This is a genomic window from Pseudomonas sp. FP1762, from assembly GCF_030687105.1.
In the GTDB taxonomy this organism is placed as follows: Bacteria; Pseudomonadota; Gammaproteobacteria; order Pseudomonadales; family Pseudomonadaceae; genus Aquipseudomonas; species Aquipseudomonas siliginis.
On sequence record NZ_CP117458.1, the window covers coordinates 4701387 to 4714595 of the forward strand.

The window sequence follows — 13209 nt, forward strand, 5'->3', positions numbered from 1 at the left end:
CGCTGGCAGAACCATGACCGAACTCGTGTTAACGCTGATCAGTGCTGCGCTGCTCAACAACTTCGTGTTGCACTGGCCGCTGGGCGTCGCTCCGATGCTGGCGGGCAGCCGACGCCAGGTCCATGCGCTGGGGTTGGCGACGTTGTGCCTGATGGTGGTGGTCGGCGTTATCGGTCAGGCGATCTGGCAGTGGATATTGGTGCCGTTGCAGCTTGAAGCGCTGCGCCTGTTCGTGTTTCTGCCATTGAGTGTGTTGTTGATCGCGCCGCTGCTGAAACTGCTGGCGCGCGGCCTGCCCGATTGGCCGTTCGCTGGATTGTGGCCGCTGCTGCTGGGCAATGCCGGGGTACTCGGGCTGGCCTTGATCAATGCGCAAAACGATCATGGCCTGCTGCACGCGACAGCTTTGAGTCTGGGTGCAGGGCTGGGTTTCTGGCTGGTGCTGAGTGTGTTCTGCGACCTGCGCGAGCGCACGGTCGACAACGATATTCCCCTGCCCTTTCGCGGCCTGCCGATCGATCTGATCAGCGCCGGACTGGTCGCAGTGATTTTTCTCGGATTCAGTGGATTGATCAAAACATGAGTCTGATTCAACGCATCGATGCCCTGCTGCCGCAGACCCAATGCGGCAAGTGCGGCCATCCCGGATGCAAACCGTATGCGCAAGGCATTGTTGACGGTGAGCCGATCAACAAGTGCCCGCCGGGCGGCGAGGAGACTATCGCCGCCCTGGCCGAGCTGTTGAAAATACCGGTCCTGGAACTGGACATCAGCCGTGGCCCGGCACCGCCGCAAATCGCCTTCATCCGCGAGGCCGAATGCATCGGCTGCACCAAATGCATTCAGGCCTGCCCGGTCGACGCCATCGTCGGCGCGGCAAAACTCATGCACACGGTGCTGATCGACGAGTGCACCGGTTGTGATCTGTGCGTTGCGCCGTGCCCGGTCGACTGCATCGAAATGCATCCTTTGCCTGCGAACACGATCCCAGTGGTTGGCGGTCTCGCATTCGATCTCGAAGAACAGCTCGCCCGCGCTGAAAAGCGTGACCATGCGCGCCAGCGTTTCGAGCGCCGCAACCAGCGCTTGCTGCATGAAGAACAGCAAAAGCAGGCTGAACGTGAAGCGCGAGCCGCGCGTGCGGCACAACCGCAAGTATCGACCGCCGACCCGGTGCAGGCTGCGCTGGAGCGGGTGCGTGCGCAAAAAGCCGCGAACGCTGATGCGGCGCTGAAGAAGGCCAAGGTCGATGTGGCGATGAGTCGAGCGCAACTGCACAAATCGCTGAAAGCCTTCGGTCACCCGCCGACGTTCGAGCAGCAGTCGCAATTGATCGTCCTGCAGCAACAATTCGAAGCCGCCGAGCAGGCGCTGGCGAATCTGGAAAGCAGCCAACCGGCAATTCCCGCCGTTCCCGCACCGACCAACGACGCCGAACTGAAGCGAGCCAAGATCCAGTTGGCCATGCGCCGCGCCGAGTTGAAAAAGGCTCAGGCAGCGGAGGCTGCGCCGGAGCAGATCGCAGCACTGGAGCAAGCCGTGAGTGACGCCGAGCGCCGGGTGCAAAACCATGCCGCCCCTTGAGCCAGTGGACGATCGCCTGCAACAGGCGATGAACACCGTGCTGCTGGCCGCTGCGCCGGGTCTGCTCGCTTTATTCTGGCTGTATGGCTGGGGCGTGTTGATCAACCTTTCCCTGGCGGTTGTCAGTGCTTTGCTCGTCGAAGCGGGCGTCGCCTGTCTGCGTCGGCAAGCGGTGCAAGCGGCAATGCGTGATGGCAGCGCGCTGGTCAGTGCGATGTTGCTGGCCGCCGCGCTGCCGGCTTATTGCCCTTGGTGGCTGACGGTCATTGCGACCGCTTCAGGTCTGTTGTTCGGCAAACATCTGTATGGCGGCGTCGGCAAAAACCCGTTCAACCCGGCGATGCTTGGCTTTGTCCTGAGCATGGTGCTGTTCCCGCAAGCGATGACCCATTGGCCCGCTCATGGCCTGGATTTTCTTGCGGCGCTGCAACAGGTTTTCAGTCCAGCGCAGGCGCCGGACGCTTGGGTGCAAGCCACGGCACTGGACAGTCTGCGCATCAATAAAAGCCTGACCATGCAGGAGCTGTTCGCCAGCAACCCGGCCTTCGGCCGTTTCGGCGGGCGCGGTGTGGAATGGGTGAATCTGGCGTTTCTGCTCGGCGGCCTGTGGCTGTTGCAGCGGCGGATCTTTTCCTGGCACGCACCGGTGGGCATGCTCGCCAGTCTGTTCGTCATCAGCCTGTTGTGCTGGAACGGCTCGGGGTCGGATTCCCATGGTTCGCCGCTGTTTCACCTGCTCAGCGGCGCGACCATGCTCGGTGCATTTTTTATTGTGACCGAGCCGGTGTCCGGCGCGAAAAGCGCCCTTGCCCGCCTGCTGTTCGGTGTTGGCGTCGGCCTGCTGACTTATCTGATTCGCACGTGGGGTGGTTACCCGGACGGCGTCGCGTTTGCGGTATTGCTGATGAATCTTCTGGTGCCGGCACTCGAACGCTTCGCCCTCAGCCGCCAGTCGAAGGTGAACGCGTGAATCGCTCAGCGAGTGTCGCGACGGTGGTGCTGCTGGCACTCGTTGGCATGAGTACGACATATGTGCTGCAGCGCAGCAATGCGCCGCAGATTGCCAGCGAGCAGCGCTTGCTCGACAGCCGCAAATTGCTCGATGTCATGCCTGCCGCGCTCTACGACAATCAGCCGCTGGAGCAACCGCTGACGCTCGCCGAGCCTGCTTTGCGCCATAGCACGCTGTCAGGCGGCTATCGAGCGACCCGCTCCGGTCAAACAGTCGCGGTGCTGTTGCGCAGTCGCAGTGAAGGTTACGCAGGTACTCTGGAACTGCTGATTGCCATTGATGCTAATGGCAAACTTTTAGGCGTGAAAACCCTTGAGCAGCGCGAAACGCCAGGCTTGGGTGGTCACATCGGTGCATGGCCGAATGCCTGGCTTCAGGCCTTCATCGGCAAATCCCGTACTGAGCCGACAGACGCCGGTTGGGCGCTGAAAAAGGATCAGGGGCAGTTCGATCAAATAGCTGGCGCGACCATTACCTCCCGTGCCGCCATTGACGCAATTCATGACGCACTGCGTTATTTCGATGAGCATCGGGCGCTGCTGTTGGGGACTGGGCCATGAAGCGCACGGTGAATTTATTGATGCTGGTGCCCCTACTGGGCGCCACACCAACATTCAGCGCTGCACTGGGGATAACGTTGATGCTCAGCGCGGTACTCGGTGTATTTGCCGTCTGCATGTCGCCGCTGCGCGAGCGCCTCACGGGCACCCGTGCATTGCTCGCCAGCCTGATAATCGCCGCGACGTTGACCAGTTGCGCGGATATTGTGGCGCAACGCTGGTTTTTGCCATGGCAGCAGACGTCTGAGCTCTACATAGGGCTGATCGCCTTGCACTGCGTCGTGTTTGAATACCACGGTGCCTTCCGCGAGCCCGTCGCTGTCAGCTTCAAACGCTGCGCAATGTTCGGCGCGCTCATGCTGGTAGTCGGCGGGCTGCGCGAGATCATCGGTTGTGGCAGCCTTGGCCGAGGCCTTTCGGGGCATTGGCCAGGTCTGGTTTTATTCCCCGAAGGGCTGCGTCTGATTACGCTGGTTCCCGGCGCTTTCGTTTTACTGGGCCTGCTTCTCGCCGCCCGTCAGGCGTGGACACGCCGCAACTCTGTCATCAAGGAAACGCATCGCCCATGAATGCTGCAAAACGTCTTGAGATATTTCGCCGACTGCACGAAGACAATCCCGAGCCGAAAACCGAACTGGCCTACTCTTCGCCGTTCGAGCTGCTGATTGCGGTGATTCTTTCGGCGCAGTCCACCGATGTCGGCGTCAACAAGGCGACTGCCAAACTCTTTCCCGTCGCCAATACACCCGCCGCGATTCATGCGCTGGGTGTCGAGGGGCTGTCCGAGTACATCAAGACCATCGGCCTCTACAACAGCAAGGCGAAAAACGTCATTGAAACCTGCCGTTTGCTGGTTGAGCATCATGGCGGTGAAGTCCCGCAAACCCGGGAAGAACTGGAAGCCCTGCCGGGCGTCGGGCGCAAGACCGCCAACGTGGTGCTCAACACCGCTTTCCGTCAATTGACCATGGCGGTCGACACGCACATTTTCCGCGTCAGCAATCGCACCGGCATCGCGCCGGGGAAAAATGTGGTGGAAGTTGAAATGAAGTTGATGAAGTTTGTACCAAAAGAATTTTTGCTCGACTCCCATCACTGGCTGATTTTGCACGGTCGTTATGTTTGCCTGGCGCGTAAACCGCGCTGCGGCAGCTGCCGCATCGAAGATCTATGCGAATACAAACATAAAACTTCTGACGATTGAGCGGTCATCGGTTTTTCGCATCCATCGATTGAAAAAATCTTTTTTACCCGCCGCAGTAATGTCGATATAAGGAGCGCCAAAGGCAGTCTTAGCCGGGAGTTGACTTCATGAGTACCGACACAGAGCAACTGGATGTAGAAGAGGATCTTATTGCCACCGACGCCGATGAGGTCGAACCGGTGGTTGAAGTGGCCAAGACCAACCTTAGCAAGCGTCGCACAATCGACAACCTGCTTGAGGAGCGCCGACTGCAAAGGCAATTGGCCGACTACGATTATGATCTGTGATATCTGAAGGCCTCCCTAGACGGAGGCTTTTCATTTTTTGCGACAACCGAGCTTGATCGGCCCATGACGTTCTCAGCTGTCGAATCGTTCAAACCAGGCCGTTACGCTGCGCCAGCTCGATCAGATCAACCAGAGAACGCGCATTGAGTTTCAGCAACAGGCGAGTCTTGTAGGTACTCACAGTCTTGTTGCTTAAAAACATGCCATCGGCGATTTCCTTGTTGGTCTTGCCGCGCGCCAACTGCTGCAACACCATCATTTCCCGCCCGGACAGACGATCAACCATGTCCGCTTCACTCGCATTGCCCAGACTGGTGCGCACAGTGTGCAGCGCCTGATTGGGAAAATAACTGTAGCCGGACAGTACTGCCTTGATCGCACTGAGCAATTCGGTCAGATCCTGCTGTTTGCACACGTAACCCGCTGCGCCCGATTGCATGCAACGCATTGAAAAATGGCCGGGAGCCTGGGAAGTCAGCACCAGCACTTTCACCGGCATGGCAGTGGAGGTCAGGCGCGCAATAACTTCCAGTCCGTCGAGTTTGGGTATTCCAATATCCAGGATGACAAGATCGGGTATTTGTTCACGAGCAATTTGTAGTGCATCAACGCCATTATCCGTTTCTGCAATGACTTCGTAGCCATGCCGTTCCATCAGCATACGTACCGCAAGTCGAATGACGGGGTGGTCATCCACGATCAGCACTTTATTCATGGGCAAGTCCAGTTTTCGCTGTTCGAATTTTTAGAACACGCACGATATCCCAGTCACTTGCTTCAAGGCATGGCAACTTTTACACGCATTTGCATCCAGAGACATTCCCTACAGGCATTGAGGATAATTCCCACAAATTCGCTGCCCTTGCCCCATTGCAACCGCCTTCCGATCTTTCATACACCGGCGGAGTTTGATCTTCATGCAGCCGAGTCCTACGCCGTGGTGGGTCGTTGGAAAACTTCAACAGGCGCAATTACGAACCTTCATACACGATGATTTACCTGTCAAATTGGCCTTGGGCAAGCACTGGGACATACGACGTAACGAACCGACACAACCACCTGTTCGACACAACATCGTTGATTCTATAAAACTTTAGTTAACAGCCGCGCACTTACACAAGCGCCTTTGCTATCGCTGAAATAACCAACTTAAACTAGACAAACCATGTAGAAGCAAAACAATGCTAAAGATAAAAAACAAAATCACCAACCCCATGACAGTCATCGCCATATTTGCAATTCTTTCGGAAACCTCGGCAGCGGTATCGTTACCATTTCTCGATAACAAGGACCGGGAAATTTACGTCTGGTTTCTGATCAGCTTCCCCTTTTACTTGTTATTCCTGTTCTTTATCACCCTTAACTTCAATCATCGCTCGCTTTACTCGCCTTCAGACTTCGGCAAAGACAAAAGCTTTTTGAAAACTACTCAAAATAACCAGAGGGACGAATCTTTTCGCGAAGCAGGCGAGCGTTGTGCTTTTGAGCTGACCAGTTGCATCGTGCCGGGTAAAACCGGGCCAGGCCGAGTGCCGATTCCCTGCAGAGTTCACAACGCGCCGGACCCACCGCTCGGTCCACGCGACCCATCCCATCCGGTTATGCAGAATATCAAGCTGTCACCCTGGGTAAGTGAACTGAACATCATTGACGCAAGAGAAGTTGATGCAGCGAAGGGATTCGATGCCATCTTCGAAACGCTAAAAGACGTCGATAAAAAGCACGCGCGGGTTCTCGTATTTCTTTGTAATCATGCGTCGGACGCGCTTGCCCACTCCGCATTGCAACAGATCAGGCAGGCCAAGAAAGGCTCAGGAGCCACACTGTGCATCGTATATAACCTGTGTTCGCAGACGGTGACATTACTGGGACGAACCAGTTGAACCGGGTCAAGACTGCGCGCAGATACACGAGGGAGCCTGATGAACCAGAAAAAAAAGATAAAAAAAGGCGGCCCTCAACAGGCCGCCTTTTTTATTGCGCGTCGTTCTGAGCCACTCAGAACAACTTGCGGCCCTTGTTGGCAGCAATGCGCATGCGCAGCGCGTTGAGCTTGATGAAGCCCGCCGCATCCGCCTGATTGTAAGCACCGCCATCTTCTTCGAAGGTGGCGATGTTGGCGTCGAACAGCGAATCGTCGGACTTGCGGCCGGTGACGATGACGTTGCCCTTGTACAGCTTCAGGCGCACTACGCCGTTCACGTTGACCTGCGAAGCGTCGATCATCTGTTGCAGCATCAGACGCTCAGGGCTCCACCAGTAGCCGGTGTAGATCAGGCTGGCGTACTTGGGCATCAGCTCGTCTTTGAGGTGAGCGACTTCGCGGTCCAGAGTGATCGATTCGATGGCGCGGTGAGCGCGCAGCATGATGGTGCCACCCGGGGTCTCGTAGCAGCCACGGGACTTCATGCCGACATAACGGTTTTCGACGATGTCGAGACGACCGATGCCGTGCTCGCCGCCGATCTTGTTCAGCGTCGCCAGTACGGTGGCCGGGGTCATTTCGACGCCGTCCAGCGCGACGATGTCGCCGTTGCGGTAAGTCAGTTCCAGGTATTGCGGGGTGTCGGGAGCCTTCTCCGGGGAGACGGTCCAGCGCCACATGTCTTCTTCGTGCTCGGTCCAGGTGTCTTCCAGCACGCCGCCTTCATAGGAGATGTGCAGCAGGTTGGCGTCCATCGAGTACGGAGATTTTTTCTTGCCGTGGCGTTCGATCGGGATCGCGTGCTTCTCGGCGTAGTCCATCAGCTTCTCGCGCGACAGCAGGTCCCACTCGCGCCAAGGGGCGATGACTTTCACGCCTGGCTTGAGCGCGTAAGCGCCCAGTTCGAAGCGCACCTGGTCGTTGCCCTTGCCGGTGGCGCCATGGGAAATGGCGTCGGCGCCGGTTTCGTTGGCGATTTCGATCAGGCGCTTGGCGATCAGCGGACGGGCGATGGAGGTACCCAGCAGGTACTCGCCTTCGTAAACGGTGTTGGCGCGGAACATCGGGAACACGAAATCACGCACGAACTCTTCGCGCAGATCGTCGATGTAGATTTCTTTGACGCCCATGGCCTGAGCCTTGGCGCGGGCCGGCTCGACCTCTTCGCCTTGACCGAGATCGGCGGTGAAAGTCACCACTTCACAGTTATAAGTATCCTGCAGCCACTTGAGGATCACCGAAGTGTCCAGGCCGCCGGAATACGCCAGAACGACCTTGTTTACGTCCGCCATGCCATCACTCCACGGGGTTCTACGGAAAGCCGGGGAGTCTACCGCTCAAACGCGATAATTTACAGAGGCGCGACAGCTTAAGACGACAAAGCGACAGAATCTGTCGAGAGCGCGACGATGACCGGCGAGTCAGGAAGTCGCTGCGGCGGTGGCTGGCGTACTCGCTTGCGGCGCTGGCGCAGGGGCTGTGGTCGGTGCCACACGCGACAGTTTCACGTTGACCCGGCGATTCTTCGCACGATTGGCCTTGCTGGTGTTCGGCACGATCGGATACTGCTCGCCGTGGAAACGCACGGTGATCTGCGATTCCTGAATGCCGTTGGCCTTGAAGAAATCGACTACCGCCAGCGCGCGGCGGCGCGACAATTCGCGGTTGGTCAGACGATTGCCGCTGTTGTCGGAATGGCCGTCGAGGTCAATGTGGTTCACCGTCGGGTCGGCCTTCATGTATTCGAGCATCACTTGCAGCTTGGCCTTGGCAGCCGGGTCCAGCTCAACGCCTTCGCCGGGAAAGCCTATCTGCGACTGCTTGATCTGGTCGAAATTCTGCGGCAGCAATTTCGCCACGCAGCCTTGATAGTCGTTGAACGCCTTGCTGAATTTCACCGGCAGCAAACGCACTTCCGACACCCGGCCATCGCCAGACGCACGGCGAACTACCGGGCTACGGCCGTCCAGCAGACCGCTGATCAGCCCACCGGCCTGGGATTGCGAGCTGTTGAACAACACATTGCCACTGCCCAGCCGTACCGAGCCCAGATTGATATCGCCGCGCCCCGGCTGCCACGGTGCAGCGGCAGCGAGCAACGTCGCCGAGCCGCCACCAAGCATGGCGTTGTAGGCATTCAGGCGAAAGATCGCCTGCTCACCGGCCTTGCGCACGAACTCGCCCGAGCCGAAATCAGTGATCGGTTGCGTCAGGCGGCATTCGAACTGGTCGCCGGCGACCGTCCACTCAATGTTCTCCAGACGGGTCTGGTAAGTCAGCGCCATCGCGGGAAGGCTGGCAAACACACTGAGCAGGGCTAAATAACGCTGGCGCACGGGAGGCTCCATTGGCTTGTGAAACACAAACACCGATTCACACAATGTTTACGGCATACCTTCGGGATATCGGACGCTTGTGGCAAAACTTGATAGCGGGTGCCTGCAAGAGTCTTTTCCGGTAGCATTCGCCTCAGTTTGACCCGCCTGGAATCCCCTCATGTCCGACCGCCTGACCCTGCTGCGTCCCGACGACTGGCACATTCATCTTCGCGATGGTGCCGTGTTGACCAATACCGTTGCCGATGTGGCCCGCACCTTCGGGCGCGCGATCATCATGCCGAACCTGGTACCGCCGGTGCGCAACGCCGCTGAAGCCGACGGCTATCGTCAGCGCATTCTCGCTGCCCGCCCGGCCGGCAGTCAGTTCGAGCCGTTGATGGTGCTGTACCTCACCGACCGCACCCAACCGGAAGAAATTCGTCAGGCCAAGGCCAGCGGTTTCGTCTACGCCGCCAAGCTTTACCCGGCCGGCGCGACCACCAATTCCGATTCCGGCGTGACCAGCATCGACAAGATCTTCCCGGCGCTGGAAGCCATGGCCGAAGTCGGCATGCCGCTGTTGATCCACGGTGAAGTCACCCGTGGCGACGTCGATGTATTCGACCGCGAAAAGATTTTCATCGACGAGCACATGCGCCGCGTGGTCGAGCGTTTCCCGACGCTGAAAGTGGTGTTCGAGCACATCACCACCGGTGACGCCGTGCAATTCGTCAACGAGGCTTCGGCCAACGTCGGCGCGACCATCACCGCGCACCACCTGTTGTACAACCGTAACCACATGCTGGTGGGCGGGATTCGGCCACACTTCTATTGCTTGCCGATCCTCAAGCGCAACACCCATCAGGAAGCCTTGCTCGATGCCGCCACCAGCGGCAGCGCCAAGTTCTTCCTCGGCACCGACTCGGCGCCCCACGCCCAGCACGCCAAGGAAGCCGCCTGCGGTTGCGCCGGTTGCTACACCGCCTACGCCGCCATCGAGATGTATGCCGAATCGTTTGAACAGCGTAATGCGCTGGACAAGCTCGAAGCCTTCGCCAGCCTCAACGGCCCGCGTTTCTACGGCCTGCCGGCAAACACCGATCGCATCACCCTGGTTCGCGAAGAATGGACCGCCCCAACCAGCCTGCCATTTGGCGAGCTGACCGTTATCCCGCTGCGCGCCGGTGAAAAACTGCGCTGGCGCCTGCTGGAGGAACACGCGTGAGTGAAGAGCATTTCGACGATGAGCTGGACGGTCAAGGTGGTGGCGGCGGTTCCCGTCACCCGATGGCAGCGCGTTTTCGCGGCTACCTGCCGGTTGTCGTCGACGTAGAAACCGGTGGCTTCAACGCAGCCACCGATGCCCTGCTGGAGATTGCCGCGACCACCATCGCCATGGATGAAAAGGGTTTCGTCTACCCGGATCACACCTACTTCTTCCGCGTCGAGCCATTCGAAGGTGCGAACGTTGAAGCGGCAGCGCTGGAATTCACCGGGATCAAGCTTGATCATCCGCTGCGCATGGCCGTCAGTGAAGAAACCGCGCTGACCGATATTTTCCGTGGCATCCGCAAGGCCCTGAAAGCCAACGGCTGCAAGCGGGCGATTCTGGTCGGGCACAACAGCAGCTTCGATCTGGGCTTTCTCAACGCAGCAGTTGCGCGCCTGGACATGAAGCGCAACCCGTTCCACCCGTTCTCCAGTTTCGACACGGCGACTCTGGCGGGTCTGGCGTACGGTCAGACAGTGCTAGCGAAAGCCTGTCAGGCCGCCGGCATCGATTTCGACGGTCGTGAGGCGCACTCGGCGCGCTACGACACCGAAAAGACCGCTGAGCTGTTCTGCGGCATCGTCAATCGCTGGAAACAGATGGGCGGCTGGGAAGACTTCGACGACTGATCCTCGGCGAACAAATCCCGCGCATAAAAAAACCGGCCACATGGGCCGGTTTTTTTGTACCTCGACGTTGCGCCTTACAGGGCAGCAGCGTTTTCGGTCAGGTAAGCCGCAACGCCTTCTGGCGAAGCGTTCATGCCTTTGTCGCCTTTCTTCCAGTTGGCCGGGCAGACTTCGCCGTGCTCTTCGTGGAATTGCAGCGCGTCGACCAGACGGATCAGCTCTTCCATGTTACGGCCCAGCGGCAGGTCGTTGATGATCTGCGAGCGAACCACGCCTTTGTCGTCGATCAGGAACGCGCCACGGAAAGCCACGCCGCCTTCGGATTCAACGTCGTAAGCCTTGGCGATGTCGTGCTTCATGTCGGCAGCCATGGTGTATTTCACCTGGCCGATGCCGCCATTGTTCACTGGAGTGTTGCGCCAGGCGTTGTGGGTGAAGTGCGAGTCGATCGACACAGCGATCACTTCAACGTTGCGCGCCTTGAAGTCAGCCATGCGGTTGTCCAGAGCGATCAGCTCGGACGGGCAGACGAAGGTGAAGTCCAGCGGGTAGAAGAACACCAGGCCGTATTTGCCTTTGATGGCCGAGGACAGGGTGAAGCTGTCAACGATCTCGCCATTGCCGAGTACGGCCGGGACGGTGAAGTCTGGGGCTTGTTTGCCTACGAGTACGCTCATTGATATCTCCTGGTGTAGAAACTTGAAGTTCAGGGTCCGGGCCAGCCTGTCACCCTCAGGCGACAGCCCTGTGACACGAACCCTCTTCGCAAGGGACGACCATCATACACTGCGTGTTTGGCCTGTCCGTAACGGATTTTCCCTGTTCGGTTATCCACTGCGTATTCATTGGGTCAAGGGAGCGCCTGGCAAATACCGTTCGTCAGTCGCCGGCAAATTGGCTGGGAAGCGTTCCGAAAGCACTTTGACAATCATTCTCGTTAACATTAAGATCCATCGCAATTGAGTCACAACCAGCGACGGTTCTTACTTATGTATGTTTGCCTCTGCACTGGCGTCACCGACGGACAGATCCGCGAAGCGATCTATGAAGGTTGCTGCAGCTACAAAGAAGTTCGCCAGGCCACCGGCGTCGCCAGCCAGTGCGGCAAATGCGCCTGCCTTGCCAAGGAAGTGGTCCGCGAAACTCTGACCAAGCTGCAAACCGCCCAGGCCGCGATCCCTTACCCTGTAGAATTTACTGCTGCGTAAATGCCCCCATTTCAAAGAACCGGACTTCGCGTCCGGTTTTTTTATGCCTGAAAATCAATTGCTTAGCGTCCAGACGCGGAACACAAACATTCTTATTCCGATTAATTTTCATTTATTATTCAATAACTTAGGTTTGACACTTATAAACACCAAGCTCAAACTCCGCCTTATGTTAATACAGGGCAGGACTCCGATCATGAAAGGCGACATTACAGTCATCCAGCATCTCAACAAGATCCTCGCCAATGAGCTGGTCGCGATCAATCAGTACTTCCTGCATGCGCGCATGTATGAAGATTGGGGTCTGAACAAGCTCGGCAAGCACGAATACCACGAATCCATCGACGAGATGAAGCACGCGGACAAGCTGATCAAGCGCATCCTGTTCCTTGAAGGCCTGCCGAATGTGCAGGACCTGGGCAAGCTGCACATCGGCGAACACACCCGCGAAATGCTCGAATGCGACCTGCGCATCGAAAAGACCGGCCACGCTGACCTGAAAGCCGCCATCGCCCATTGCGAAACCGTTGGCGACTTCGGCAGCCGTGAACTGCTCGAAGACATTCTCGAGTCGGAAGAAGAACACATCGACTGGCTGGAAACCCAGCTCGGCCTGATCGACAAGATCGGTCTGGAAAACTATCTGCAGTCGCAGATGGGCGAAGAGTAGGCGCTGTCGAGTGAAACGAGGCTGCGATCTTTATCGATTTCAGCCTTGATACTCAGTCAACTCATATAACCAACAAAAAGCCCCGCCCTCTTTCGAGGTGCGGGGCTTTTTGCTGGCCGAAGATCAAAAGATCGCAGCCTCGTTTCACTCGACAGCTTCTACGGGAGACGCGTCGTCGAGCGAAACTCTATGAACGTAGAATCAGGCTTCGGACTTGTTCGCCGCTGCCGCTTCGACAGCCGCCTTGATGGTGCTTTGCAGCGAACCGTCTGCAGCCATCTCGGTCATGATGTCGCTGCCGCCGACCAGCTCACCGCCGACCCACAGTTGCGGGAAAGTCGGCCAGTTGGCGTACTTTGGCAGGTTGGCGCGGATTTCCGGGTTCTGCAGGATGTCCACGTACGCGAACTTTTCACCACAGGCCATCACGGCTTGCGCAGCTTTTGCGGAGAAGCCGCACTGCGGGGCATTCGGCGAGCCTTTCATGTAAAGCAGAATGGTGTTGTTGGCAATCTGCTCTTTAATCGTTTCGATGATATCCAT

Annotated in this window: 17 protein-coding genes; 12 read left to right on the top strand and 5 right to left on the bottom strand. The window is 57.8% G+C overall.

The features are described 5' to 3' along the window. Positions 1–13: 13 nt before the first annotated feature. From PSH90_RS20840 to PSH90_RS20870, 7 genes are all read left to right on the top strand, one after another. Entirely contained in the window at positions 14–583 is a 570-nt protein-coding gene (locus tag PSH90_RS20840; protein ID WP_305381456.1) for an Rnf-Nqr domain containing protein, read from the top strand. Next, positions 580–1584: an electron transport complex subunit RsxB gene (rsxB, locus tag PSH90_RS20845; RefSeq protein WP_305381458.1), complete on the top strand. Its 1005-nt coding sequence runs from the start codon at positions 580–582 to the stop codon at positions 1582–1584. Before PSH90_RS20840 ends, rsxB begins: the two co-directional genes overlap by 4 nt. Further along, positions 1571–2554 (top strand): RnfABCDGE type electron transport complex subunit D, encoded by a 984-nt coding sequence (locus PSH90_RS20850; protein ID WP_252886735.1) that lies wholly within the window; start codon positions 1571–1573, stop codon positions 2552–2554. Before rsxB ends, PSH90_RS20850 begins: the two co-directional genes overlap by 14 nt. Continuing rightward, a complete protein-coding gene (locus PSH90_RS20855) occupies positions 2551–3156 on the top strand; it encodes an RnfABCDGE type electron transport complex subunit G (protein ID WP_305381459.1) in 606 nt (201 codons plus the stop codon). Before PSH90_RS20850 ends, PSH90_RS20855 begins: the two co-directional genes overlap by 4 nt. After that, positions 3153–3725, top strand: a complete 573-nt coding sequence (locus PSH90_RS20860; RefSeq protein ID WP_252876829.1) for an Rnf-Nqr domain containing protein — start codon at positions 3153–3155, stop codon at positions 3723–3725. The genes PSH90_RS20855 and PSH90_RS20860 overlap by 4 nt, the downstream gene beginning before the upstream one ends. Next, complete coding sequence (gene nth, locus PSH90_RS20865) at positions 3722–4360, top strand: endonuclease III (protein ID WP_150741898.1); 639 nt, start codon at positions 3722–3724, stop codon at positions 4358–4360. Before PSH90_RS20860 ends, nth begins: the two co-directional genes overlap by 4 nt. 107 nt (positions 4361–4467) lie before the next feature. Beyond that, positions 4468–4647: a PA3496 family putative envelope integrity protein gene (locus PSH90_RS20870; protein ID WP_041479865.1), complete on the top strand. Its 180-nt coding sequence runs from the start codon at positions 4468–4470 to the stop codon at positions 4645–4647. Between the two features lie 88 nt (positions 4648–4735). Here the strand turns inward: PSH90_RS20870 and PSH90_RS20875 are convergent, their stop codons facing one another. Beyond that, the gene (locus tag PSH90_RS20875) at positions 4736–5362 is read right to left on the bottom strand and encodes a response regulator transcription factor (RefSeq protein WP_016773408.1); all 627 of its coding nucleotides are present in this window, start codon (positions 5360–5362) and stop codon (positions 4736–4738) included. 466 nt (positions 5363–5828) lie between these two features. On the opposite strand from PSH90_RS20875, the gene PSH90_RS20880 reads away from it, so the two are divergent. Continuing rightward, a complete protein-coding gene (locus tag PSH90_RS20880) occupies positions 5829–6530 on the top strand; it encodes a hypothetical protein (RefSeq protein WP_252868208.1) in 702 nt (233 codons plus the stop codon). 115 nt (positions 6531–6645) lie between these two features. Here the strand turns inward: PSH90_RS20880 and PSH90_RS20885 are convergent, their stop codons facing one another. Both PSH90_RS20885 and PSH90_RS20890 read right to left on the bottom strand, forming a co-directional pair. Next, entirely contained in the window at positions 6646–7863 is a 1218-nt protein-coding gene (locus PSH90_RS20885) for an argininosuccinate synthase (protein WP_007953201.1), read from the bottom strand. Between the two features lie 129 nt (positions 7864–7992). Then, a complete protein-coding gene (locus PSH90_RS20890) occupies positions 7993–8907 on the bottom strand; it encodes an OmpA family protein (protein ID WP_041479867.1) in 915 nt (304 codons plus the stop codon). Between the two features lie 160 nt (positions 8908–9067). On the opposite strand from PSH90_RS20890, the gene pyrC reads away from it, so the two are divergent. Further along, positions 9068–10114, top strand: a complete 1047-nt coding sequence (pyrC, locus tag PSH90_RS20895) for a dihydroorotase (RefSeq protein ID WP_252868209.1) — start codon at positions 9068–9070, stop codon at positions 10112–10114. Further along, complete coding sequence (gene rnt, locus PSH90_RS20900) at positions 10111–10788, top strand: ribonuclease T (RefSeq protein ID WP_252868210.1); 678 nt, start codon at positions 10111–10113, stop codon at positions 10786–10788. The genes pyrC and rnt overlap by 4 nt, the downstream gene beginning before the upstream one ends. A 74-nt stretch (positions 10789–10862) precedes the next feature. On the opposite strand, the gene PSH90_RS20905 is transcribed toward rnt, so the two are convergent. Continuing rightward, complete coding sequence (locus tag PSH90_RS20905) at positions 10863–11465, bottom strand: peroxiredoxin (protein WP_003227723.1); 603 nt, start codon at positions 11463–11465, stop codon at positions 10863–10865. A 312-nt stretch (positions 11466–11777) separates the two neighbouring features. Between PSH90_RS20905 and PSH90_RS20910 the strand changes: the two genes are divergently transcribed. Together PSH90_RS20910 and bfr are read left to right on the top strand one after the other, a co-directional pair. After that, a complete protein-coding gene (locus tag PSH90_RS20910; protein WP_003227725.1) occupies positions 11778–11996 on the top strand; it encodes a bacterioferritin-associated ferredoxin in 219 nt (72 codons plus the stop codon). Positions 11997–12192: 196 nt separating this feature from the next. After that, the gene (gene bfr / locus PSH90_RS20915) at positions 12193–12666 is read left to right on the top strand and encodes a bacterioferritin (protein ID WP_016773403.1); all 474 of its coding nucleotides are present in this window, start codon (positions 12193–12195) and stop codon (positions 12664–12666) included. A gap of 201 nt (positions 12667–12867) precedes the next feature. On the opposite strand, the gene grxD is transcribed toward bfr, so the two are convergent. Beyond that, positions 12868–13209 carry a Grx4 family monothiol glutaredoxin gene (grxD, locus tag PSH90_RS20920; RefSeq protein ID WP_016773402.1) on the bottom strand — a complete coding sequence of 114 codons (342 nt, stop codon included), beginning with the start codon at positions 13207–13209 and terminating at the stop codon, positions 12868–12870.